Origin of the sequence: Enterobacter sp. A8 (assembly GCF_004296595.1) — a bacterium.
Classification (GTDB): domain Bacteria; phylum Pseudomonadota; class Gammaproteobacteria; order Enterobacterales; family Enterobacteriaceae; genus Enterobacter; species Enterobacter cloacae.
In genome coordinates, this window is the sequence record NZ_SCMF01000003.1 from 202,598 (window position 1) to 227,193 (window position 24,596).

21 protein-coding genes and 2 pseudogenes are annotated in these 24,596 nt (G+C 54.4%); 18 read left to right on the plus strand and 5 right to left on the minus strand.

Annotated elements, in window-relative coordinates:
* Positions 1-16 precede the first annotated feature (16 nt).
* On the minus strand, positions 17-1,396 hold the full coding sequence (ygjG, locus tag EQV24_RS12895) for a putrescine aminotransferase (RefSeq protein WP_013098827.1): 1,380 nt from the start codon (positions 1,394-1,396) through the stop codon (positions 17-19).
* A gap of 434 nt (positions 1,397-1,830) precedes the next feature.
* Between ygjG and EQV24_RS12900 the strand changes: the two genes are divergently transcribed.
* On the plus strand, positions 1,831-3,351 hold the full coding sequence (locus tag EQV24_RS12900) for a PAS domain-containing methyl-accepting chemotaxis protein (protein ID WP_013098826.1): 1,521 nt from the start codon (positions 1,831-1,833) through the stop codon (positions 3,349-3,351).
* A 336-nt stretch (positions 3,352-3,687) separates the two neighbouring features.
* Positions 3,688-5,247, plus strand: a complete 1,560-nt coding sequence (locus EQV24_RS12905; RefSeq protein ID WP_058651393.1) for a methyl-accepting chemotaxis protein — start codon at positions 3,688-3,690, stop codon at positions 5,245-5,247.
* Here the strand turns inward: EQV24_RS12905 and EQV24_RS12910 are convergent.
* Positions 5,244-5,738, minus strand: coding sequence for a PadR family transcriptional regulator (locus EQV24_RS12910; RefSeq protein WP_013098824.1), 495 nt, complete (start codon positions 5,736-5,738; stop codon positions 5,244-5,246). The two genes, EQV24_RS12905 and EQV24_RS12910, sit on opposite strands and share 4 nt — an antisense overlap.
* A gap of 146 nt (positions 5,739-5,884) precedes the next feature.
* Here EQV24_RS12910 and EQV24_RS12915 point away from each other — a divergent pair, with 146 nt between their 5' ends.
* The gene (locus EQV24_RS12915; protein WP_129251575.1) at positions 5,885-6,649 is read left to right on the plus strand and encodes a siderophore-interacting protein; all 765 of its coding nucleotides are present in this window, start codon (positions 5,885-5,887) and stop codon (positions 6,647-6,649) included.
* On the opposite strand, the gene EQV24_RS12920 is transcribed toward EQV24_RS12915, so the two are convergent.
* On the minus strand, positions 6,650-7,819 hold the full coding sequence (locus EQV24_RS12920) for a DNA repair ATPase (protein ID WP_013098822.1): 1,170 nt from the start codon (positions 7,817-7,819) through the stop codon (positions 6,650-6,652). It lies immediately after the preceding gene.
* Between the two features lie 260 nt (positions 7,820-8,079).
* On the opposite strand from EQV24_RS12920, the gene EQV24_RS12925 reads away from it, so the two are divergent.
* From EQV24_RS12925 to EQV24_RS12980, 11 genes and pseudogenes are all read left to right on the plus strand, one after another.
* Positions 8,080-9,753 (plus strand): ShlB/FhaC/HecB family hemolysin secretion/activation protein, encoded by a 1,674-nt coding sequence (locus EQV24_RS12925; protein WP_130626777.1) that lies wholly within the window; start codon positions 8,080-8,082, stop codon positions 9,751-9,753.
* 9 nt (positions 9,754-9,762) lie between these two features.
* Positions 9,763-11,316 (plus strand): annotated as a pseudogene (locus EQV24_RS12930) (filamentous hemagglutinin N-terminal domain-containing protein); the annotation flags it as partial.
* 237 nt (positions 11,317-11,553) lie between these two features.
* Positions 11,554-11,733: pseudogene (locus EQV24_RS23905) on the plus strand (CPCC family cysteine-rich protein); the annotation flags it as partial.
* Between the two features lie 297 nt (positions 11,734-12,030).
* Complete coding sequence (locus EQV24_RS12945) at positions 12,031-12,222, plus strand: hemagglutinin repeat-containing protein (protein ID WP_130626661.1); 192 nt, start codon at positions 12,031-12,033, stop codon at positions 12,220-12,222.
* A gap of 146 nt (positions 12,223-12,368) precedes the next feature.
* Complete coding sequence (locus tag EQV24_RS12950) at positions 12,369-13,097, plus strand: hypothetical protein (protein ID WP_047023559.1); 729 nt, start codon at positions 12,369-12,371, stop codon at positions 13,095-13,097.
* A gap of 278 nt (positions 13,098-13,375) precedes the next feature.
* The gene (locus tag EQV24_RS12955) at positions 13,376-13,735 is read left to right on the plus strand and encodes a hypothetical protein (RefSeq protein ID WP_243649046.1); all 360 of its coding nucleotides are present in this window, start codon (positions 13,376-13,378) and stop codon (positions 13,733-13,735) included.
* 223 nt (positions 13,736-13,958) lie between these two features.
* Positions 13,959-14,588: a response regulator transcription factor gene (locus EQV24_RS12960; protein WP_061771918.1), complete on the plus strand. Its 630-nt coding sequence runs from the start codon at positions 13,959-13,961 to the stop codon at positions 14,586-14,588.
* Positions 14,585-17,773, plus strand: coding sequence for a transporter substrate-binding domain-containing protein (locus EQV24_RS12965; protein ID WP_130626663.1), 3,189 nt, complete (start codon positions 14,585-14,587; stop codon positions 17,771-17,773). Before EQV24_RS12960 ends, EQV24_RS12965 begins: the two co-directional genes overlap by 4 nt.
* Before the next feature lie 62 nt (positions 17,774-17,835).
* Positions 17,836-18,264 carry a DUF1090 domain-containing protein gene (locus EQV24_RS12970; RefSeq protein ID WP_013098815.1) on the plus strand — a complete coding sequence of 143 codons (429 nt, stop codon included), beginning with the start codon at positions 17,836-17,838 and terminating at the stop codon, positions 18,262-18,264.
* A 105-nt stretch (positions 18,265-18,369) separates the two neighbouring features.
* Positions 18,370-20,442: a fimbria/pilus outer membrane usher protein gene (locus EQV24_RS12975; protein WP_243649047.1), complete on the plus strand. Its 2,073-nt coding sequence runs from the start codon at positions 18,370-18,372 to the stop codon at positions 20,440-20,442.
* A 137-nt stretch (positions 20,443-20,579) separates the two neighbouring features.
* Entirely contained in the window at positions 20,580-21,263 is a 684-nt protein-coding gene (locus tag EQV24_RS12980; RefSeq protein WP_061771921.1) for an outer membrane beta-barrel protein, read from the plus strand.
* 440 nt (positions 21,264-21,703) lie between these two features.
* Here the strand turns inward: EQV24_RS12980 and EQV24_RS12985 are convergent, their stop codons facing one another.
* Positions 21,704-22,738, minus strand: a complete 1,035-nt coding sequence (locus tag EQV24_RS12985; protein WP_045902656.1) for a tyrosine-type recombinase/integrase — start codon at positions 22,736-22,738, stop codon at positions 21,704-21,706.
* Positions 22,738-23,313 carry a phage repressor protein CI gene (locus tag EQV24_RS12990; protein ID WP_130626664.1) on the minus strand — a complete coding sequence of 192 codons (576 nt, stop codon included), beginning with the start codon at positions 23,311-23,313 and terminating at the stop codon, positions 22,738-22,740. Before EQV24_RS12990 ends, EQV24_RS12985 begins: the two co-directional genes overlap by 1 nt.
* Before the next feature lie 132 nt (positions 23,314-23,445).
* Between EQV24_RS12990 and EQV24_RS12995 the strand changes: the two genes are divergently transcribed.
* The 4 genes from EQV24_RS12995 to EQV24_RS13010 all read left to right on the plus strand — a co-directional run bounded on the left by EQV24_RS12995 (position 23,446) and on the right by EQV24_RS13010 (position 24,596).
* Positions 23,446-23,709, plus strand: a complete 264-nt coding sequence (locus tag EQV24_RS12995) for a hypothetical protein (protein WP_014833350.1) — start codon at positions 23,446-23,448, stop codon at positions 23,707-23,709.
* 32 nt (positions 23,710-23,741) lie between these two features.
* On the plus strand, positions 23,742-24,080 hold the full coding sequence (locus EQV24_RS13000; RefSeq protein ID WP_038420650.1) for a DUF5347 domain-containing protein: 339 nt from the start codon (positions 23,742-23,744) through the stop codon (positions 24,078-24,080).
* A gap of 67 nt (positions 24,081-24,147) precedes the next feature.
* The gene (locus tag EQV24_RS13005; protein WP_038420649.1) at positions 24,148-24,375 is read left to right on the plus strand and encodes a DUF2732 family protein; all 228 of its coding nucleotides are present in this window, start codon (positions 24,148-24,150) and stop codon (positions 24,373-24,375) included.
* Positions 24,375-24,596 (plus strand): TraR/DksA family transcriptional regulator, encoded by a 222-nt coding sequence (locus EQV24_RS13010; RefSeq protein ID WP_038420647.1) that lies wholly within the window; start codon positions 24,375-24,377, stop codon positions 24,594-24,596. The genes EQV24_RS13005 and EQV24_RS13010 overlap by 1 nt, the downstream gene beginning before the upstream one ends.

The following is a 24,596-nucleotide window of genomic DNA, read 5'->3' on the forward strand; positions in this document are numbered from 1 at the left end:
GCCACCCGGCGTTTTTTTACGCCTCTTCCACACTCACGCGCAGTGCCGCCAGCGCTTTACGTGCCGCCTTCAGCACCTGCTCACACTGCTCAATGGTCAGCGTCAGCGGTGGCTCAATGCGGATGGTTTTGGAATTGTTGAGCGTGCCGGCCACCAGCACCCGCTGGCGGAACATCTCGCTCGCGAAGCTATAGCCGATTTCGTTATCAACAAACTCAATGGCCATCAGCATCCCTTTACCTCGTGCCTCCTGGATCAGATCCGGGTATTCACGTCCCAGCTGACGGAAACCGTCCAGCAGCATGTCGCCTTTCTGCTCCGCCTGCGCAGGCAGGTTTTGCTCCAGCAGCACGTTGATGGTGGCCAGCGCGGCCGCACAGGCCAGCGGGTTACCGCCAAAGGTGGTGGTATGCAGGAACGGGTTGTCGAACAGCACCGAGAAGACCTCTTCGGTGGCAACCGTCGCACCAATCGGCATTACGCCGCCGCCGAGCGCTTTCGCCAGACACAAAATGTCCGGCTGAACATTCTCGTGCTCGCAGGCGAACATCTTGCCGGTACGTCCCATGCCGGTCTGCACTTCGTCGAAGATCAGCAGCGCACCAAACTCATCGCACAACTGACGTACGGCAGGCAGATAGCCCTGTGGAGGCAGGATCACGCCGCCTTCGCCCTGAATTGGCTCCAGGATCACCGCAGCTACGTCATCGCCGGTTTTACGGCATTCGCTGAGCACGGTGCGCATGGCATTAATGTCGCCGAACGGCACGTGGCGGAAGCCCGGCAGCAGCGGCATAAACGGTTTGCGGAAGGTGGATTTGGCGGTCGCAGACAGGGCGCCCAGGGATTTACCATGGAACGCGCCGCTGGTGGCGACAAAAGTGAATTTCCCGCGCGGCGACTGGTACGCTTTGGCGAGCTTAAGCGCCGCTTCGACCGATTCCGTGCCGCTGTTGCTGAAGAAGCTGTATTTCAGTTTGCCGGGTGTTAAGGCTGCCAGCGTTTTCGCGAGCATGGCGCGAAGCGGGTCGAGCAGTTCCTGGCTATGAAGAGGTTGTTTCGCGAGTTGATTCTGTACGGCGGAAACCACTACTGGATTACGGTGCCCCACGTTGAAAATGCCAAAACCACCCAGGCAATCAATAAACTCCTGTCCCTGGGTGTCGACAAGCGTATTCAGACTTCCCGCTTGCCACTCTACGGCTCCGTAATCCCCGCCGGCGGTAACAGATTTGCGATACTCCAGAAAACCTGGATTGACGTGCTCTTTAAAGTAATCGATGACCTCTCGGTTAAGTTGTTTCATCTCCTCATGATCAAGCGTTCGCTTCTCAATGAGATTCAGTGCGTGCGCGGTACAGGCAAGAGCCGAGGCGCTGGAAGGTAACCTGTTCAAAATATGCTCCCGGGGATCGCGTATCACATGATACTGCGTTAAGTATTGCAGGGATTACGCCACTTCAGCGGACTTAACGAAAATCGGGATAAACGCCAGGTTAAAATAATGTTGCGCAATATTTAATCATGCCGATGTTTTCCAGACGGGATTTAGCGGTACGGAAAACGGGGGCAGGAAGACGTGGATGGGGTCAATTGCACCAGGGGGGTGCAGGCGGTGCGACTTAAGTGGGCGTTAACAGATCATCCTTTGCAGGTAATTTCATTGTGAAAGTATTTAAAATCAATCAATTATAAAATCTCACAAAAAGTGCGGTTTAAGTGAAATCTGCGATCTCCATCAAGTTTAACAACTAAAGATAAATTGTTTACCGCCGAAAAAACAATAAACCACAAAATTAACATTCAAATAACCTGCAAGGGATGCTCACGATGTCCTCTCCAACCTATGTCACCCAGAATGAATATCTTCTGGACGATGACACCACCTTAATGTCTACCACAGACGTCCACAGCTATCTGACTCATGCTAACGACACCTTTGTTCAGGTGAGTGGCTATCAGCTTAATGAGCTGATGGGTCAGCCGCATAATCTGGTGCGCCATCCTGATATGCCTAAAGCCGCTTTTGCCGATATGTGGTACACCCTGCAACAGGGCGAGCCGTGGAGCGGAATTGTCAAAAACCGCCGTAAAAATGGCGATCACTACTGGGTGCGCGCCAACGCGGTGCCGATGGTGCGCCACGGGAAGGTCACCGGCTATATGTCGATTCGCACCAAAGCGACGGCAGAAGAGATCGCTACCGTGGAGCCACTCTATAAGGCCCTGAATGCCGGACGCTGTACTAAACGGATCCATAAAGGGCTGGTGGTGCGTCAGGGCTGGTTCGGAAAACTACCGGCAATGCCGCTGCGCTGGCGGGTACGCGGCGTGATGGCGGTGCTCTTTGGCGCGCTCGCCGCTACGCTGGTGGCAACCTCAGCAGGCTGGGTGTCGTTGGTCGCAGCAGCGATAATGATGCTGCTGGGCACGTTGTTGTTTGAACAGCAGATTGTCCGGCCGGTAGAGAACGTGGCGCGACAGGCGCTGAAGGTGGCAACCGGCGAGCGCAATAGCGTGCAGCACCTGAACCGCAGCGACGAACTGGGCCTGACCCTTCGCGCGGTGGGGCAACTGGGGCTGATGTGTCGCTGGCTAATCAATGACGTATCAAGCCAGGTGGTGAGCGTGCGCGACGGCAGCGACAAGCTGGCACAGGGTAATGAGGATCTGAACGACCGCACGCGTCAGACCGTTGCAAACGTGCAGCAGACCGTGGCGACGATGAACCAGATGGCGGCCTCCGTTCAGAGTAACTCTGAAACCGCCACCGAGGTCGATAAGCTCTCCGTAGCCGCCAGCAGTGCGGCGACCAAAGGCGGGAACGCGATGCAGACGGTAGTCAAAACCATGGACGATATCGCCGACAGTACCCAGCGTATCGGCTCCATTACCACCCTGATCAACGATATTGCCTTCCAGACCAATATCCTCGCCCTGAATGCGGCGGTAGAAGCGGCACGGGCCGGTGAGCAGGGCAAAGGCTTTGCGGTGGTGGCAGGGGAAGTTCGCCATCTTGCCAGCCGCAGCGCTAACGCCGCCAATGATATCCGTAAGCTGATTGATGCCAGCGCCAGCAAGGTACAGTCCGGCTCCGAGCAGGTACACGCCGCAGGACGCACCATGGATGATATCGTTGAGCAGGTGAAAAACGTCACTCAGCTGATTGCGCAGATTAGCCATGCCACCTCTGAACAGGCTACCGGGCTTTCGGAGTTAACCCGCGCGGTGGCTGAACTGGACAGCATCACGCAGAAAAACGCCGATCTGGTTGAAGAGAGTGCGCAGATCTCCGCGATGGTAAAACACCGGGCCGGACGTCTTCAGGATGCAGTGACGGTTCTCCATTGAGTCTGTAATGTTCCAGAAAAGCCGTTTATTCTGCCAGGCGTAAACGGCTTTCGTCGCTTCATTTGTAATTATTCCTGCGATTTATTGTTAATTTTATATTAAGTAACTAAAGAAAGTGCCTCAGTTATTTATCCCTGCCTAAGTCATTTTTCCCCGATGCTATTTCATAAATGCCCCGTCTGGTGGTTGAGTAACGATCGATACGGCTATATTAATAGCCTCTGCCTATCCATTGTGATGGTTATGAAATAAAAAAACGATCAAAGTCATAAAGTTAGCGGTTTCGTTACCGATAACGGTGATCGTCTGAGAAATAATCACATCGATGGAGTAAATATGTTCTTACATGACGTAAAAATCGGCACGAAATTATTTCTGGCGTTTGGATTCTTTATTGTCCTGATGGTGGTGAGCGCGAGTTTGTCTTTAATGAGTCTGAACCGGGCAAACAACGGGATGCAATCCATTATTACCAGTGATTATCCAACCACGGTAAAAGCGAACCAGTTAATCGATAACTTCCAGGAATTTATTAGCACTCAGCAGCTCATGCTGCTGGATGAACAGGGAACGTACACGGCGCAGTCGCAGCAGCATCTTAAAGAGATTAGTGAGCACATCACGGTGCTCCTCGGTGAGCTGAACAACGTGCTGCAGGATCAGCAATCGCAGCAGGTGCTCGCCGAGATACGCGGCGTGCGCCAGCAGTATCTGGACTCGCGCTATCGTATTTTGCAGGCGGTGCAGAATCACGATCGCGCCGGGGCGCTTCAGGAGATGATGACCAACACCCTCAAACTGCAGCAGGCCTATAAAGCCAAAGTGCAGCAGCTGATTGCGATTCAGAACACTGAGATGCAGAACGCCGGGGTGCAGGTGGAAAGTGATTTCAGGAGCAACCGTCTGCTGCTCATCCTCATCTCCCTCTTCAGCGTGGCGGCAGGCAGCCTGATTGGCTGGTTTATCGTGCGTTCCATTACCCGTCCGCTGGGCCAGGCCGTGGACTTTGCGGCGGCGATTGCGGATGGCGATCTCACCGGCAGTATCACCTCGCACGGTAAAGACGAAACCGGCCTGTTGCTGCATGCCCTGATGGAGATGAAAACGCGTCTGCTGGACATTGTGCAGCAGGTGCAGACCGGCTCGGAGAATATCTCCAGCGCCGCCGCGCAGATTGTCGCCGGGAACCAGGATCTGGCTGCGCGCACGGAAGAGCAGGCCAGCTCTGTGGAACAGACCGCCGCCTCGATGGAGCAGATCACCGCGACGGTGAAAAACACCGCTTCGCATACCGGAGAAGCGACCAACCTGTCGGCAGATGCCGCGAAGGTGGTCAAAAACAACGGTGAGATGATGAAGCAGGTGACCAGCAAAATGCGCCTGATTAACGAGACCTCGAACCGGATGTCCGACATCATCGACCTGATCGATGCCATTGCCTTCCAGACCAATATTCTGGCGCTGAACGCGGCGGTGGAAGCGGCCCGGGCGGGCGAGCACGGTCGTGGATTTGCGGTAGTGGCTGGTGAAGTGCGCCAGCTCGCGCAGAAGAGTGCTTCGTCAGCCAGTGAGATCCGTGAGCTGATTGAAAGCTCCACCAGCCAGACGCAGGACGGGATGAACCTGGTCGAGAAGGCGAGCGAGCTTATCAACGGCATGGTGGGCAACGTGGAAGAGATGGATGTGATCCTGCGTGAGATCCGCCAGGCCAGCCACGAGCAGACGGAGGGGATCTCGCAGATTAACAGCGCGATTGGCCTGATTGATGCCACCACCCAGCAAAACTCCGCGCTGGTGGAGGAGTCTGTTGCCGCGGCGGCCTCCCTCAACGAGCAGGCGATGCACCTGAAAGAGCTGGTACGCGTCTTCCGCGTGAGCGCGCACGCACCGGCTTAATCCAGCTGGGAGATCTCCAGCGCCGCGCGGTCGATCACGCCAACGATCTGCTTAAGCTGCGCGTCGCTGAGCGCTCCCTGATTCACCTTCAGATCTAACACCGCTTTGAAGTTATCCAGTGCCCGCTTCATCTGCGGGTTTTTGCGTAGCTGGAAACCGACCGCGCGGGCTTTGATACGCGCCTGAATCTGCTCAAGCTGTTCCTGGTTTTCCTCCAGCCACTGCTGTCCTGCCGCATTGATGGCAATGCGCTTACGCCCATTCTCTTCTTCCGTAATGGTGATAAACGCCTGATCCTGAAGATAATCCAGCGTCGGGTAAATCACGCCAGGACTCGGGGTGTAGTTCCCCTGGGTCAGGTTCTCAATCTCTTTGATCAGCTCGTAACCGTGGCTCGCGTTGCGGGTCAGAATATCCAGAATCACCAGCCGCAGATCGCCGTGACCAAAAAAGCGTGGTCGACGTCCGCCGCCATCATGTTCGTGTCGCATAGTGTGCCTCGTAAATTGATATATCTAAACTATATCTAAGATATATTCAGATGCAATCTAAAAGATCTTGCATTCTTGCTGATTAGCAATCATTATCATTTAAAATCAATTTAGATATATCGTATTCACCTGAGAAGGGTCTTAACATGGCAACCACCCGCTATCCACAACGCGTGCGTAACGAACTGCGTTTTCGTGAACTGACCGTGCTCCGTGTTGAGCGCGTAAGCGCTGGTTTTCAGCGCATAGTTTTAGGCGGCGAAGCGCTGGAGGGCTTTAGCTCCCGCGGTTTCGACGATCACACCAAAGTGTTTTTCCCGGCCCCGGGAACGACGTTTGTGCCACCGGTGGTCACCGACGAGGGCATTGACTGGGGCGACGGCGTGCGCCCGCAAAGCCGGGATTACACGCCGCTGTACGACGCCGCGAAGCATGAGCTGGCACTCGATTTCTTCGTGCATGACGGTGGCGTTGCCAGCCAGTGGGCGCTAGAGGCGAAAGTGGGCGACAGGCTGACGATTGGTGGCCCGCGCGGTTCGCTGGTGGTACCGGAGGATTACGCCTGGCAGCTGTATGTGTGCGATGAGTCCGGGATGCCGGCGTTGCGTCGCCGCCTGGAAGGCATCGCCAGCTTGCCGAAACGCCCGGAACTTCACGCGGTGGTCACCGTCGGGGATGAATCATACAAGGATTATCTGGCGCACCTGAGCGCGTTCAACATCACCTGGGTGATCGGCCACAGCGAGCAGGCGGTGGTTGAGCAGCTGGCGTCGCTGAACGTTCCGGCGGAAGATTACTTTATCTGGCTGACCGGGGAAGGGAAGGTAGTTAAAAACCTGAGCCGACTGTTTGAGACTGAGGTTATCGATCAGCAGCTGGTGCGTGCCAGCGCGTACTGGCACGCGAAATAATTACGCTGCTGAATCGAGCTGCGCTTCGCTCACCTGATGTTCGAGCGAGGCGCGGACCTCGTTCAGCGCCTTTTCCTGCTGAGCGAAGTACGCTTCCATATTGCTGAGCGACGACACCAGCAGCCAGGATTCTTCTTTCTCCAGTTCTGCCAGCTCGTTCACTAAGGTGTCGATCTGCTCGCGAACCTGAGCCATTTTTTTGCGGATGCGCTCCAGATCGTTCAGCCTGTCGCTGGCCATCAGCGGCTCGAAGCCCTGCTGCAGGCGCGCCACCAGAGAACGAATGGCTTTGACGTCTCCACGCTGTTTAGCCTGGTTGAGCTGCACCATCATCGCGTTGGCTTCTTCTTTCAAATCGTCCGCCACCAGATCCGGGTGACACAGCTTGCTCGCCTGCCGCCAGAGCCGTTTCAGCTCGTCCCGATCCTCCTGTGAAAGATCTTTCCCTTTACGCAGACGCACTTCGGCATCCTGATGCTGCTCGCGGTATTTCTCATACTCTTCGTTGGCCTCGTCACGCGCCTGACGCGCAGGCTCTTCCTCACGCGTTAAGCCGCTCTCCAGCTCCAGCGCCTCGGCAAGCAGGTTGGCAATCAGGTTACTTTGCTGCTGCAGATGCTTACGCGCCTCGGCTGCCTGTACGGAATCGGCAGGAAGTTCGCGCCAGCGCTGGGTGAGTGTTGCCAGCACCTCCACGGCCTGGGCCATGTAGCGCTGACAGCGGCGGTAGTCTTCCTCGCGACGACGCGCCTCAGCCTGCTGGCGGCGCAGGTTCAGCTCAGCCAGCGTTTTACGCAGGGCGAGGATCTGCTGCATCAGCGGGCCCAGGCGGGAGAAATAGAGATCGTTGAACTCATCAAGCTGCTGTACGCGCGCGTTACGGCGGTCAATCAGATCGCGCAGTCGCTCTTCCAGCGCTTTCAGTTCCAGTTTACTCGCGGCGACCTGCGGATCGCGCCATGGCGTCACGGCACGCTGGCTTTGTAGCCACGCGACGATCGCGGCGATGGCCGCAGTGTAGTTTTTCTGCTCAAGCGCCACGACGATTGCCTGTAGCTCATCGTCAAACGCTTCATTTTTCAGCCGGGTTAGCTGGCTCTGAATGATGTCGTCATCTTCCAGTTCAATGGCATTTTTAATGATTTCTAGCCGTTTGATCGGTGTGCTCATGATGCCTTTCGCTTTGGCGCTTAAGTATTTGAGTTAAGGTTAGTTGTTGGAAACGCTACAGGAAATAATACACACGGATGATGATCGGCGCGATGGGGGATTTCTTTAGATTTACGCAGTGTCACCCGCTAAATTCTGAAAATGCAGCAAAATAGACCTTAAATTAAATGTGTGTATTTACACTGTTTACTTTTTGACATAAGTTGCGCGTTTTTTGACAGGCAAGTCTGAAAACGGACTTTTAGCAAGGAGTGGCAGTGATGACAGGGAAAACGTCGATACTACAGGTGCTGGCTGGCATGGCCTTGCTGGCAGGTGCTGCGCAGGCGGCCCCCCTGTCTCCGGCCGACCGTAATACTATTCAGCAGCAACAGCAGCAGCTGCTGGATGAAAACCAGCGCCAGCGTGAAGAGCTGGAGCGCAGCTTGGTATTACCGCGTCCTGTTCAGCCCGACAGTGCTGCGACTCCGCAAGGTCCCTGTTTTGTTATCTCGCGCATTGAGCTGACGGGTACCACCCTTCTTTCTCCGTTAGCCAAAGATCGCCTGGTTGCGCCGTGGGTGAACCAGTGTCTTGATATGGCGCGTCTCAACGCCCTGACCAACGCCGTCTCTGACTGGTATATCATCCGGGGGTATATCACCAGCCGCGCATTTTTAACCGAGCAGGATCTCTCTGGTGGCGTACTGCATCTCGCGGTACTGGAAGGCAAACTCCAGCAAATCCGGCTTGAAGGGGTTCCCACCCGCACGCTGAGCATGACCTTCCCTGGCCTCGAAGGGAAAATTCTTAACCTGCGCGATATCGAACAGGGCATGGAGCAGCTTAATCGCGTGCGCCAGACGCCGGTTGAAATAGAAATTTTGCCTGGTGACAGGCAGGGCTATTCAATCGTCAATCTGACGGCTTCGCCTGAATTCCCGCTCAGCGGTTCAGTGAGTTTCGATAACAGCGGGCAAAAGAGTACCGGTACCGGACAGCTCAATGGCGCGCTGTACGGCAATAACCTGCTGGGGCTGGCGGATAAGTGGTTTATCAGCGGCGGGCGCAGCAGCGATTTTTCGAACAGCCATGATGCTCAGAATTTTGCCGCCGGGGTCAGCGTGCCTTACGGCTACGGCTTGCTGGACTACAGCTACAGCTGGAGCAACTACCTCAGCACCATCAATAATAACGGCTGGCTCTGGCGTTCGACGGGCGACACCGAAACCCACCGTCTGAATGGCTCCTGGGTCCTGTTCCGCAATGGCGATATCAAAACCGGCGTGTCGGCGGGCATCACCCACCGCATCAACCATAACTATCTCGACGATGTTCTGCTGGCTACCAGCAGCCGCAAACTTTCAAGTTTCTCCCTGGGCCTTAACCACACGCAAAAAATTGCCTCCGGCGTGGCGACCCTGAACCCGACCTTCACTCAGGGTGTGCCGTGGTTTGGCGCCGAAGATGATAACGACAAACATGGCGATGTGCCGAAAGCCGAGTTCCGCAAATGGAGCGTCAACGGCAGTTTTCAGCGCCCGGTTGCTGACGGGCTGTGGTGGTTGACCAGCGTCTATTTTCAGTGGTCGCCGGACCGGCTGTACGGCAGCGAGCGCCTGACGCTGGGGGGAGAGACCTCCGTGCGCGGCTTCAAAGAGCAGTACCTCTCCGGTGATAACGGCGGTTACTGGCGAAATGAACTCAATTATTCGCTCTTTACGCTGCCGTGGGTGGGGGATGTTGGCCTGTTGGCAGCAGTTGACGGTGGCTGGCTGAAGAAGGACGGATTTGACCGTTACGCCTCCGGCACGCTGTGGGGCGCCGCGTTTGGTCTGACGACGGCTCATCGCGGCTATTCAAGCCAGTTTACCGTTGGCACACCGATGGCGTATCCGGACTGGCTGGCACCGGATCACCTCACGATTTACTACCGCGTATCAGTGGCTTTCTAAGGGACAGGGATGATGAAACAGGATCAGGTTCGTTTTTCACAGCGCGCGCTGAGCGCGTTACTGAGCGTTCTGCTGGCGACGCAGCCGCTGTTACCCGCGGTGGCGGCATCCATCACCCCGTCCGGCAATACGCAGATGGATAAGGCGGCTAACGGCGTGCCGGTGGTGAACATCGCCACGCCGAACCAGTCCGGTATTTCCCATAACAAATACAACGACTACAACGTCGGGAAAGAGGGGCTGATCCTCAATAACGCGACCGGGCAGCTTAACCAGACTCAGCTTGGCGGGCTTATCCAGAATAACCCCAACCTGAAGGCCGGGCAGGAAGCCAAAGGCATCATCAACGAAGTCACCGGCGCTAACCGCTCAAATTTGCAGGGCTATACCGAAGTGGCCGGCAAGGCGGCGAACGTCATCGTGGCGAATCCCTACGGTATCACCTGTAACGGCTGCGGATTTATCAACACGCCGAATGTGACCCTCACCACAGGTAAACCGGTGCTTGATGCCAGCGGTAAGCTGCAATCTCTTGATGTAACCCAGGGGGCGGTCACCATCGAGGGCGCGGGCCTCAATGGCTCGCAGAGCGATGCGGTGTCGATCATCTCCCGTGCGACGGAGATCAACGCGCAACTGCATGCGAAAGATTTACGTGTCGTTGCAGGGGCGAACCGCGTAGCGGCGGATGGCAGCGTTAGTGCGTTAAAAGGTGAAGGTACAGCCCCGAAGGTCGCGGTAGACACCGGCGCGCTGGGCGGCATGTACGCAAACCGGATCCGTCTGGTCTCCAGTGAAACGGGGGTGGGCGTAAACCTGGGCAACCTTAATGCGCGACAGGGGGATATTGCGCTCAGCAGCGCGGGAAAAGTGGTGCTGAAAAATACCCTTGCCAGCGGTAGCACCACGGTCAGCGCGGCGGACGTAACGTTACGCGGGGACCATAAAGCGGGTGGCAACGTCACGGTCTCCGGCCAGACGGCGCTGACGCTTGACCAGGCTCACGTTGCCGCCGATAACAACCTTCAGTTAACAACCCGCGGCACGCTGACGCAAAACGGCGGTGCGTTCACGGCAGCAAATGACGCTACGCTTGCCGCGACCACCCTGATCCAGAGTGCAGATGCCCAGGCAAGCGCGGGTCGTCATCTTGCCGTAAATGCTGAGAAAAACGCGGCGCTTAACGGTTCTGTTGTGGCGGGTCAGCAGCTGTTGGTCAAAGGAGGCGAGCTGGTGCAGCAGGGAAATCTCAGTGCTTCCGAGATTGCCCTCAACGCGCAGACGCTGACGCAGGAGAGCCGCAGCACAACAAATGCCAGCGGGAACATCACGCTCACCACGTCTGGCCACAGCCAACTGAAAGGCAGCACAACCGCCGGGCAATCTCTCGCCGTCAGCGCGGGCAGCCTCGCGAACCATGGCGCATTAGCCGCCGTGGCGGATACCCGGATTAACACCGGTATATTCAGCAATACCGGCACCGTTCAGGGCAACAGCCTGACCGTCTCCGGGACGGATATCACCAGCTCCGGCGCGCTGAAGAGCGCCTCCACGCTGGATATGGGCACTGGACAAAACATGGGAAAGAGTTTCCTGATATCAGCATGCTAAGCAATATGTGGATGCTGCCCATAATTTTATGACAACCCCACCGGCAGGTACTTTGACTAAAGTTCGCCCTAACGGAGACACGCTGTATTACAATCCCGCAACTAATGTCTTTGCTTCAAAAGATATAAATGGTGTACCGCGTACAATGTTTAAACCAGAGAAAGGTATCGAATATTGGAACAAGCAATGATGAATAATGGCTCTTATCCTTGCCCATGCTGTGCAAATAAGACAATAGATGAGCCGGGTTGTTATGAAATTTGTCCAGTATGTGGATGGGAAGATGACCCTGTGCAATCGGCTGATCCAGATTTTTCTGGCGGGGAAAATTCTCCGAGTTTAAATGAAGCGAAGCGAGCATTTAATGAACAGTACCTGAGACTTTCATTGCAGAGGGCTTTGTTGGGAAACGTTACCCCTAACATTAGAGCCGTTATTACTGAATTATCTGGTAAAAACATTAGCTTACTTTTTTATTTTGAAGGTGAAGTTGATGACGACGATGAAGAGCTTGCATCGGTAATAGAAACGGAAATTATTGCCGATTTTGATGATGATTTTACTGTAGATACAATAGTTCAGCGTCTTGATTATCCACAGAGGATAAAGAATACAAATGGTTTACTGGTATATCTAAGAAAAGAGTAGCAATAAAGATCCCGCCTCTTGCGCCGGGATCTTTCCCTCGACGATTACTACAGCGGTCGGGACGCCAGCCTGAACAGTGCGCAGGTGAGTGGCGATAAAATCGTTGCGGATATCGGACGCGACCTGTGGATGAGTAGCCAGCCAGGACAAAACTGCCGGGCGGCGTGGTTTTGGGAGCGGGCAGCGGCAGCAAAAGATTCTCCAAACTGAAGACTGAAGGGGTAATACAAAGGGATTATCAGTATTACTGAAAAAATTAGTAATAGCGGTTCTGAGCACCTGCTCGGAATCCTTGTGGGATGAGGGCATTATGGTGCCTTCTAAATTAGGATAAAATTTATTAAGGATATTTAAATATGTCAAAAAAATTACTATTAAGTGTTGCTGTAGCATCAATGTTTCTGACTGCTTGCTCTGCATTTAACGGCGGTAGTGAATTATTGTCTGATAAGAATAACAGTGATGCTTTAATTAATTCAAAAATAATAGACGGAGAAACAAATGTCTCTTCTTTGTCCAGTGTTATTGGAAAAAAAGATGAATCCCGCTCTGCTTTAAAGAAAACATTCCCTGATGGGAAGCTTTCGGTTGCTTCATATACAGGATTTTTGAACGGCATGACCGGCACTTATGCACATAGAGTTCTTTCAGTAGTCTATGGGTCTGATAATATTGTCATTAATCATGGTATCTTTGTAAAAGATTTGCATAATCCTAATAAATATAATCTTGATTATGTAAGTGCTCGTAATTTGGCATTTACAGAATTAGAAAAAGGTAGTGATAAAACAAAAGTAATAAATTTATTAGGTAATCCTGATGGTATGACGTTCACGGATGAGGGTAACCTTCTGCTTATCTATTCTAAAACGGATGTTTCCAGAGATGCCTCATCTTATATCCCAGTGGTTAACATGATAAGTGGGACAGAGTCTGGTGTATCAGAAAGGCTCTATATTGAGATGAGTAAAGATGAAAAAGTAAAAAATGTTATTTCAGCTACTGTGCAAATTATTCAGGGAAGAGGTATTGGCAATGCGGATAGTTATAATGAAAAATACGAAAATATTAAAAGTAAGTTCTAGACGGCGTATCAATGTCAAATCATAATCGTAAACGCTAATAGCATTTTGCGATTTAATATTTCTTCATAAATTGACATTCCTGTTAGCCCAGTAATTATTTACTGGGCTGCTCAGTAGCAGAGCATTGATATCGGCGAGCAGATGGCAGGCATAGCCAGAACGCAGGCCATAAAATTCCTAAAATGTGTAATTTGCCAGCGACATCACTTTATCCTGCTCTGGATTGTTCATCTTCCATGTTAAAATACGTAGCAAACAACATTGTTAAAGGACAAACGATGAAAATGAAGCTTTCCCTGTTTTGCGCAAATACAGGTTTAAGTAAAAAGGACTTCCCCTTATGGTCAGATGTTTACGATGCGCTTCATCAGCTCAGGACGAATACGGGAAGCGTTAATATTGTAGATGTTGATAATCAAAAAACGCTCAGCATCCATTCGGATGGTATGCATTTCCTGCTCTCATTAATTGAGGGGAAGGATGATAAAACAAAAATACAAAGCATCCAGACAGCTTGTTTTGGAAGGAAAGAAAGTTCTGTTCCGCCTGTTTTTCTGAGTCATTCTCATGGCCTGATAAGTGATTTCGAGTTCGTGACTGAGGTTTCCAGAACCTTTTTCATCACAGGACAGGTTTAACGTTTTGCTGCATGAAACCAACCCTGTTATATCCGGCATTTAAATTCCAAACCCATTTATTTAAATCATTATGCCTAATGAAAAGTAGGTTGTGGTCGTGTATTTCGTATTTTTTCTGAATTATTCTCAAACCAGACAAACCTTGTCCTGATTCAACACGTGGTAGGCTATGGTGTATAGCGTGTAATGGAGCCGTTAATGCCTCAGGAAAGAATAAACACCAATGACAAAAATACTGCTTGTGGATGACCATCCGGCAATCTGCTTTGCGCTCAAGGTGCTGCTGGAAAAAAATCCGGATTTTATCGTGACGACATCCTCCGGCGAGAACCTGCTGGCGCTGCTGCATCGTGAACAGCCGTCGCTGCTGATCCTCGATCTGGAACTCAAAAACGCTGACGGGCTGGATCTTCTTCCGCGTATCAAGCACCACTTCCCTGCGCTCAGGGTGCTGGTTTATACCAACCAGCCTGCGGGGATCTACGCACTGCGTACGCTGAAGGCCGGGGCGAGCGGGTTTATCAATAAAAGCCTGGCGCTGGAGCGCGTCGAGCCGGTTTGCCAACTGCTGCTGGACGGCTATCACTGTTTCCCGGAAGAGACATTCACGAAAATCGTCGAGGCTACTGAAATACAACATGATACCCGGGCGCTGCTGGCGAGTTTCTCCGATCGTGAAATCGCGGTGCTGAACTATCTGAAGCAGGGCAAAAGCAACAAGGAGATTGCCGACCGGCTGGCGCTCAGCAACAAAACCATCAGCACCTATAAGGCACGAATGATGAAAAAAAGCGGCTTTGCGCATTTTGAACAACTTTTCGATCTTATTGATACTTCAGAGCCAGAGACGTGAGAGCCGTTACCTTTATCCTGCTTTTTTGTATTGCCTTTACCGTGTGCGCCACGCAACCGGGGGAATCCCTTCGCCTGCTGGCGCGTAGCCATGAAAAGGTGATCGAGCCGGGACTCAGCGGTAGCGAATGGCGCTGGGTGCGCGAACACCGCAAAATCCGTCTGGCGGTCTGGGAGCCGATGATGCCCCCTTACGACATCACCACCGGGCTGAATGATTACGGTGGTATCAATGCGGATTTCACCGGGCTGGTGGCGGAAAACCTCGGTCTGGAGATCGAGGTGGTGCGTTATCCCACCTATGACGATGCCTTGTCAGCATTGCGGGCAGGCAAGGCGGATTTTATGCCTCAGGCAGGGGATAGCCAGCAAAAACAGGGGCTGATGCTGAGTGTGCCCTACAGCGACAACATCCCGGTTGAAGTGGTGAATACCGATGCCTCGCCCGATGAGCCGGTGAAAAGGATCGCCGTTTCGCCTGTCTATAGCAGCAGCGACGTGCTGGCCCGTTATCCGGGGGCTGACATTGTGAATTTCTCCTCCACGCGGCATGCGCTGGAGGCGCTGGCGTTTTGCGAAATCGATCTGTTCTTCAGCGATGCGATCACCGCGCGCTATCTGGCGAGTCAGTCCAATTTAAGCAATCTCAGCATTCGTCCGGTGGCGGACACGTTCGAGGCGTCGGGATTCTCGTTCGCCGCGATGCCAAAGATGGCGGTCTGGATCGCGATCCTCAACAAGATGCTGACGGCGCTGCCGGAGAACGCGGGGGTGGAGATCCACCGTCGCTGGAGCGGGGGGATCCCGCTCTCCCTGAGCGAAGAGCCACCGCGTTACACCTCGCTCGAACATAAATGGATCAAAGAACATTCCCGGATCCGCGTCGCGGTGGCGCAGGATAACGCCCCCATTGCCTTTTTCAACGAGCGCGGGCAGTTGCGCGGCATCCTGGCGGATCTGCTGACCGCGCTCCGCCTGCGTACCGGGTTTACCTTTGAAATCCGCCGTTATCCCAGCCAGGCCGCCGCCTTCAGAGCTATAAATCGCGGAGAGGCCGAGCTGATTGCAGGCGTCACGCAGGAGGGGATCTGGCAGGCGGATCTCCTCACCACCCGAACCTGGCTGTATAACTCCTGGGTTATGGTTGGACGTGCGCTCCCGGGGAAGGAGGCGCTTCAGCCCCGCGTGGTGAGCCTGCGCGGTGAAGCGCCTGATGGCTGGCTTGGCCGACAAAACAGCGGCCAGACGGCGAAGGTCGATACCTGGTGGCAGGGTTTTAACAGCGTGGTGAAGGATCAAAACGACATGATGGTGGTGCCGCTGATCATTGCCAACGCCCAGCTCACCCGCAAAGAATTTGCCTCACTGAAAATTCTCGCCAGCATCGATGCCGAACCGTTGCGCTTTGCCTTTGGCGCATCGCGGCAGGCCTGGCCTCTGATCACCATTCTGAATAAAGCGCTGATCAACATCCCGCCGGAAGATCTCCACGCCCTGACGCGCGGCAGCAATACGGGCAATGCGTTTGCCTCTGTGTCGACGTCGGCGCTGTCGATAACGTGGTTGGTGACGTTCACCGCCGCCGGTCTGGCCTTGCTGGCGCTGGTGGCAGGATGGATCTACCGTCGGCGGCGCATCCAACAGGCGCGCATCCGCAAGCTCATTCAGACGCTGCGCGCGGCGAAACAGCGCGCAGAGCGAGCCCGTCGGGGAAAAAGCGCCTTTCTGGCGACCATGAGCCATGAAATTCGCACGCCCGTCAGCGCCATTATCGGCATGCTGGAGCTGGTGATGAAACGTCCCGACCATGCCCCGCAAAACCCGCAGTCGATACGGGTCGCCTGGGACGCGGCGCAATCGCTGTTGCTGCTTATCGGGAATATCCTGGATGTGGAGCGTATTGCGTCCGGCCGTCTGGTGCTCCGCCCGGAGCGCGCCTCGCTTCGAAACCTGATTGAAGGAACGGTGTCGCAGTTTGAGGGGCTGGCGGCGCAGAAATCATTGAAGCTGCTGCTGGAAATGGATACCGCCCTGAAAGGGGACATATTGATCGATGTGATGCGTTTTCGTCAGATCGTCACCAACCTGCTGGGTAACGCCATTAAATTCACCGACCACGGTCAGGTGATGCTGCGGGCGCAGCCGCAATGGCAGAACGGCGAGTTTATGCTGCTGGAGCTGACAATAGCAGACACCGGCGAGGGGATTGATATCGCGACGCAACAGCGTCTGTTCCAGCCTTTTAGTCAGGGTGAGAGCCGTACCCGGGCGCAGGGCAGTGGGCTGGGGCTTTATATCTGCCGCCAGCTCGCGGACATGATGGATGGGGATCTCACGCTGAATAGCGTGCCGGGAGAGGGGACAACGGTCACGGTGACGCTCAGGCTGCCCGTCATGGCCGCACTGCCAGAGAAAGAGACTAAAGCTTGTGTGCCACCCGGCAAACGCGCAGCGTTGACCATCATGGTGGTAGATGATAATCCGGTCGGGCGGATGCTGCTTACCCAGCAGCTTGAGTGGCTGGGGCATGCGGTCACCCAGCACGACAGCCCGGCAAAGCTGCTTGAGAGCCTGGCAATCCGACAGCCGGACGCGGTGATCACCGACTGCAACATGCCCGAGATGAGTGGCTATGCCCTGTCGCGCATCATCAATGAACATTACCCCTGTGTCACGGTGTTTGGCATGACGGCGGACGCGCGTGAATCCGTGCGGGATGAGGCGCGGGAAGCAGGCATGCGCGACTGTATCTTCAAGCCGGTCACGCTGGTTGCGCTGGAAAATCTGCTTGCCCCTCTGGCCACCTCCGGTAAATCGCCGGTTGCTTCGTCATATTCCATCTCGCTACCCCCAGCACTGCTGGACGGTGAGCATCTGGCAACGTTTCTGGATTTGCAGATAACCGTGCTGGAGGAGACGCTGGGCGATATTGCGCTGTGGCGAAAGGACCCCGGTACACCCTTGAAGGACGCGCTGCACCGACTGCGGGGCGGTATTCAACTGCTCGGTATGACGGCGCTTGAGGCGCGCTGTCTGGAGCAGGAGCGGGCTGCCGACAGCGGCGGCATCCGTCAGCTTGAGGAGGAGATTCAGGCATTAAGGGCCGCATTGCAGCGCTGGCGCGAGACGGGACTACAACCGGGCGAGACCGTCCTACAGCAGAATGAGGACGGGCGTACAGCGTAAGCTTCCCGTCCACCGGGGTACTCTTTTATTCGAGGACGTTCACATATAAAGGAGATATTCCGATGAAAAAACTCGTATCCGCGCTGGCCGTTATTGCCTCTGTTGGTATGTTCACCTCCGCCCAGGCGGCAGAAAGCTGCTCTGCCAAAGCCGCGGCACTGGAAAAAGAGATCCGTATCGCCCAGCAGTACGGTAATACCTACAAGGTCAACGGCCTGAAAAAAGCGCTGGCTGAAGTGAAAGCGCACTGCACCCCGGCAAGCGTACAGGCTGACGCGCAAAAAGAGGTGAAGAAGCTGGAGAAGAAACTGGCCGAGAAGCGTGAAGACATTGCCGAGGTTCAGGCCGATCTGCGTGAAGCGAAAGCCAAAGGCGACAGCAAGAAAGTGGCGAAATACCAGCGCAAACTGGCTGAAAAACAGAGCGATCTGAGCAGCATTCAGCAAGAGCTGAGCCGCGCACGCGCCGCGCTTGCCTCCCTGCAGAAATAACGCTTTTTTGTAAAACAGGTGAGGGGGCGTGAGCCTCCTCACCTTTTTGCGCTGCCTGCCATCATGATGCGACTCCATCTTCTCTTTTTTATGCTGCTGTTCGCCATGGCAGAAAGTCGTGCGGTAAGCCAAAAGACGTGGGTGATCCTCAATAACCTCTATAAAGGGGCGATTTCGTTTGAGGTGTCTGCCTCAGGGCCTTGCCTTAGCCAGCCGCTGATGGAGGAGTGGGGCGTACGTGACGCGGTGCTTTCACGCCTGGTCTGGGATGCCAAAGGGTGCCTGACGCCACAGTCTGCGGAGCAGTTTAACCTCAAATACTGGTATCGCCCGCAGGCGCAACTGCTGACGCTTCTGTTCCCGACAGACGCCATTAGCCCGCAGCAGAACGGCGTCAGCACCAGCCGCTGGGATGATGGCATCAACGCGCTGTTTATCAACTACTGTCTGGATGCGGATAACAGCCAGGCGCAGTATGACTGGGAGCGTTCCGGTACTGACGCCACGCTGAGCCTGGACAACGGCCTTAATGTGGGCCCCTGGCGTTTGCGTTATCAAAACACCTTCTGGCGTGAAAAAGAGGGACAACACGGTTCGTACACCAATGCGATGTCGCTCTGGCGCAGCATCACGCCGCTGCGTTCGCGTGTGAGCCTGGGCGACGGCAATACCTCTTCAAATATGTTCGACAGCCTGGCGTTTCGCGGTGCATCACTCGCCAGTGACGAGGCGATGTACCCTGATAGCTGGCGACCCTATTCCCCATGGATCAACGGCTATGCCCGCACAGAGGCGGAAGTCACCATTCACCAGAACGGGGTACGTGTTTACCGTATTCACGTCCCGCCCGGGCCGTTTACCATTCGCGATTTTTATCCACCGGACCCGGACGGCAACCTGGAACTGACGGTGCAGGAGAGCGACGGTACGGAGCGTACCCGCCTGCTGCCTTATTCCAGCATGCCCAATCTGGTGCATCACGGGCTCTTTAGCTACGAACTGGCCGCCGGTCGGTATAAGCCTTTTCACGGTATCGACAGGGACAAGGATCGCTTCTGGCAGAGTACGTTCTCGTGGGGAGTTGCCCCGCAGGTCACCGTGTTTGCCGGGCTGCAGCAAGGGGAGCACTATTTCAGCCAGGTCGCGGGTATTGGCGCTAACCTCGGGCGGTGGGGGGCGTTTTCCGCAGATGTCAGCGCGGCTCGCTATACGCAAGAGGCGGAGACGCTACGGGGCAAGGTGTGGCGTCTGCGCTATGCCAAAGCGTTCTTTACAACCGAAACCAGCCTCACCGCTCAGCTCCAGTGGTATCCACGTAATGAACGTTACCGGTCGCTGGAAGAAAAAATCACGCGGGCGGAGCTGCTGAGATACGGCTGGGACGATGACGTCACCCGGCGGGCGCTGCGCGGGCAGCTGGAGCTTAACCAGAATCTTGGCGAGGACGCCAGCCTGAGCCTGTCGTGGCACGGGTTGAAGTCACGTGAACCTGACGCAGGCAGCATGGGGATGACGCTGAGCCTGGATGCGACCTTACAGAACGTGGATGTCAGCCTGTACGGCGGTTATGAACGCTACGGTAAAAACCCGGATGAAACCACCGTGGGTTTCAACATCAGTGTGCCTTTATCCCTTTGGGGGACGATGAGTAATGTCGGCTATATCACCGAGCTCGCCAGCCGGGGGGAAGATAGTCATGGAGTGAATGTGGACGGTTCGGCGTTGAGTGATTACAGCCTGCGTTACGATCTGCAGGCGACGCATACCCTACACCGCAATGATGAGTTGTCTGCGAGCCTGGGCTATCAGTACAACGCGGGCGAGCTGAACCTCAGTATGGTACGCGGCGGAACGCGCCGTGATTATCATGCCGACACCAGCGGCAGCATTCTGGTACACGCAGGCGGCGTGACGCTTGGCCAACAGCTCGGCAGCACCGCTGCGCTGGTGGACGTGCCGGACTCGCCGGGCATTGGCTTCTATAACCAGTTTGGCTCCACAACCAATGCCAGAGGCGAGCTGCTGGTGAGTTACTTAACGCCGTGGCGAGTGAACCGCATTACGGTCGATAGCCTGAGCTTGCCGGAAAACACCGCGCTGGATGTGACGGAACTGGAATCGGTGCCGACCGATGGCGCGATTGTTCTGCTGCGTTTTCCCCAACCAGTAACCGATTGAAATTAAAATAAACAGGACAAAAAGCGAGACAAATCCCTACGTAAAATTACCAGGTAAAACGCGTATTCATCCTAATAGTTTGCCCTTTCGGGACTGCTTATGATTCGTCTCACTGACTGTTTTTCAATGGAGTGTAGATGAAGATGAAAGCACTTTTAATCGCTCTGCCTGTCGCGATGATCCCGGCTACCGTTCTGGCGGCAAATACGGAAGAAGGGTATTACGGTTCGGCAAAATACCTGCAGATTGAACAGCGTGCGAAAGAGATGGATACCAGCGCGCGTCCGGGTGTCGGACAGTTTGTGGGCGGTAAAGAGAAAGAGCATTTTGGCGGCGCGGCGATTGCCGCAGGTTACCAGTTCGGTAACGGCTGGCGTACCGAAGGGGAATACACCTTTAAACAAAAAACGGAGTACACCAGCGGCTCCAGCACATTCGCGAACAGCTTTAACCACCTGCAGACCGAAACTGAACGACTGATGCTGAATGTCTACCGCGATTATGAACTCGGCTACGGTGTCTCTGTTTACGGCACCGCAGGGCTTGGCGTGAGCAAGATCAAAGCGGGCGGCTGGCAGGGTAACGCCGGACGTGAATACGCCTCGACCACCCAAAGCAACCTGACCTACGCGTTAGGAGCGGGCGTAAGCTACACGCCGGTTGAACGTCTGTATGTCGATCTGGGCTATCGCTATATCGATATGGGCAAGATCGAAAGCGGATATAACAATTTCACTAACGCGCGCGGTTTAAAAGACGAGCAGATGAAAGCGCATATTGTCTCTAACGAATTTACGCTGGGTATGCGTTACGTGTTTTAACCTGTTGTGACCGTCACTGCTTTAAAACAGGGCCAACACCGTGGGAGTGCGGGGTTTGCTTTTTTATTGCGCACGTGTGGCATGTTGATTGCCCGAGCCAGATCAGAACCAACGATTATGTTTAACATAGAAATAGGTAACGATGATGATCCATGCCAGTGTAAGAATACCAAAATAGTCAGGGACGAAACGCGCGAATATATAAGCACCGGCAATGATAAGTGCTATAGGGATGTAATAAATATATGATTGCAGAAACCATAGTATTGCTCGTTTCATCTTTTTAATCGCTCATATAAAGCAGCATTGATTATTTTCATCATGTTTCCTCTACGCAATTAAACCAGCGACCAAGCGATTATGAGTTCCTACCAGAACAACCGAAAATCAATGCATTGCATTATTTATCATTGACATAGATTGCCACTGTTTGCCATCTGTTACCCATTATCCGCCATTTCTACCGCCACTTTATCGCCACTCACCGCCAGCGGGTTGAGCTTAACGGCATCCTCTAAATGATCAGGTGCAAAGTGCGCATATCGCATAGTCATTTTGATGTCTGTATGCCCAAGCACCCGTTGCAGGACCAGGATATTCCCACCATTCATCATAAAGTGGCTGGCAAAAGTATGGCGCAGCACGTGGGTCAGTTGCCCGGCAGGTAACTCAATACCTGTCCGTTGCAGCGCAGAGCGGAACGCACCATAGCAATCACTGAACAAACGGCCATTTTTGTTATCAGGCAGAGCGTCATACAGGGCTTTGCTGACAGGGACGGTGCGGTTTTTTCGCCCTTTGGTATTGATATAGGTGATTTTGTACTTCGACAGCTGGCTTTTTTTGAGCCCTTCGGCCTCAGACCAGCGTGCGCCCGTGGCGAGACAAATCCTGACCACGTTTTCCAGATCCGGGTTGTCATGACGCCGACACTCGGCCAGTAACCGGGCGATTTGCTCCTGCGTCAGCCAGGCCATTTCCATCTCTTCCGTGCGGAAAGGGCGCATATTTTTCAGCGGATTTTCGCCTTTCCATTCCCCCAGACGATTCAGCTCGTTGAATACCGCCCGGAAGTAGGCCAGCTCAAGGTTAAGCGTGCGGGGGGAAACTTCTTTTACCCGGGCAGAACGGGCGTATTCACCTTTCAGCCGCTTTTCCCGATAGCGGGAAAACATCTGCGCATCGAAATCCCTCGCGAGCGGTTCGCCCATACACTCAAAGGCATGGTGCATCGCCAGCTGGCGTTTAAGACCGTCTTTCAACGTAATACCGTGAGCGCTATACCAGGCGTCAATCAGCGCTTTTAAGGTGCGGCGGTCCTCTTTTTCCTCCTGCCACGGGTTTTGAACGGTGTACTGTTCAAAGGCCAGCGCTTCGCCTTTGGTGGCGAATTTCTTTCTGATGCGCTTACCCTTTGCCCCGTTGGGGTAGATCTCGCAAAGCCAGCCACCGGCAGGATTTTTACGGACCGCCATCAGTTAACCTCGCTGTAGACACCCACCACACGGCCAATCGTTTTTATCTCCTCGATACCGCATTCAAATGGGATCTTTCCGCCCGCGACGTGGAGTTTTTTACCCGGCAGGAGCGTCAGCTCGCGGATGCTGGTGGTGCCTTCAATCTCAACCAGCCACAGCCCGTCGGTTAACGATGCGTCTTTTTCAACAAAGTGAAGTTTTCCCTCAGCCCGGACGGCGATGCCGCGGGTGAGTTGTTTACTGAATAAATGGGAATCGATACTCAAAATAGTATCTTCTTCCAGTCGACCATCACTAAGAGTGAATGACGCGACAGATACAGGATCGCCCGGCGCAGGCTGACCTTCAAACTGAGAACCTTGCCCGGTCATCAGCCAGCGCAGGCTGGCACCCGTATCCAGGGCGCACTGCACGGCGAAGTCATAAGAGATAGTGCCGCGTGCGTAGCGGTTCTGCAGCGAGCTGGCGGCAATATTGAAGTGCCGGGCAAGCTGGATTTTTTGCGTAAAACCATATACCTGACAGATTCTATCGAGCAACTCTTCATTATTCACTTGAGAATCTAAAATCAAAATATATTCCTTTGGGTGTTTACTAATACTCAATTGGGTATTAGTATCATTGCAAATTCGGGCAATCAGCGGCAGACGTTGGCAAACAGAGGCTAAAGATTGCAGTCATTATCAAAATGGGAATCATGCAACATGGCTTCTGAAATCGCAATCATCAAAGTGCCAGCCCCTGTGGTGACGCTGCAGCAATTCGCCGCGCTGGAAGGTGTTTCTGAACGTACTGCCTACCGCTGGACGACCGGTGATAACCCCCGGGTCCCCATTGAGCCGCGCACTATCCGCAAGGGCTGCAAAAAAGCAGGTGGCCCCATCCGTATCTATTACGCGCGCTGGAAAGAGGAGCAGCTACGTAAGGCGTTAGGCCATTCCCGCTTCCAGCTTGTTATCGGTGAATAATTCACGTTGCGGGAAACGAAGCGAGGGGTGATATGGCGATAGAAGCAGCTCAGGCAAGCTTTCCACTCAGCGTCGGGGCGCGTCTGTCCGGACTTAACCACGTGGCTGAACTGCGCGCCAGATTCTGGGGCGATAGCGAGAAAGAGCTGACGCGGTTTTTTGCAGAGCTGCGTGATAAGCGCGATCCCTGTTTTGAAGAGAACACCCGCGCGCTGGCCGCCATCTTCTTCCTGGCGAAATTACCCGCTACCCGTCATGCGTGCGAGATCGGTGAACTGACGACTGACGAGAAAAGGGCGCTGATTACCGCCATGAACCATTTTCGTGCAGTCGTGAGCTTATTTCCCGAACGGCTGACCATGCCGATGTAACCCCAACCAAACGTAATGGCGTAAACCCGCCGGGCATTCTATTGCCTGAATTTAAGGAGAACGAGTAATGCGAAATAGCGAAAACCGCACGTCCCCGATCGAGGGAGACAAACTGGTACGTCTGCTGGCGCAGGCGAAGACCGAGGAGCGAAGAGCACGTGCGCTCGCGGTTTCACAGCGCCTTGAGGCGCTGGCCAGCCACATTTACAAAACCGGCATGAGCGGTGAAGACGTGGCTGAACTGCTGTGTCACGAAGCGGCCCGTTACGAGCGTGAATCCCAGGAGCTGCACTGATGGCTGATTTTATCGATCTGGTGCAGGAGCGTGAACTGGCAGAACGCGAGCGCCACATTAACAGCGCGCGCCGTCGACCTGTGTCGCCATCGCGTTTTCTCTGCGAAGGGTGCGACGCCCCGATCCCCGAGGCGCGCCGTATTGCCGTCCCCGGCGTGGCCATGTGCGTTACCTGCCAGGAAATGACGGAGCTGAAAAACAAACACTATCGGGGAGGGTGA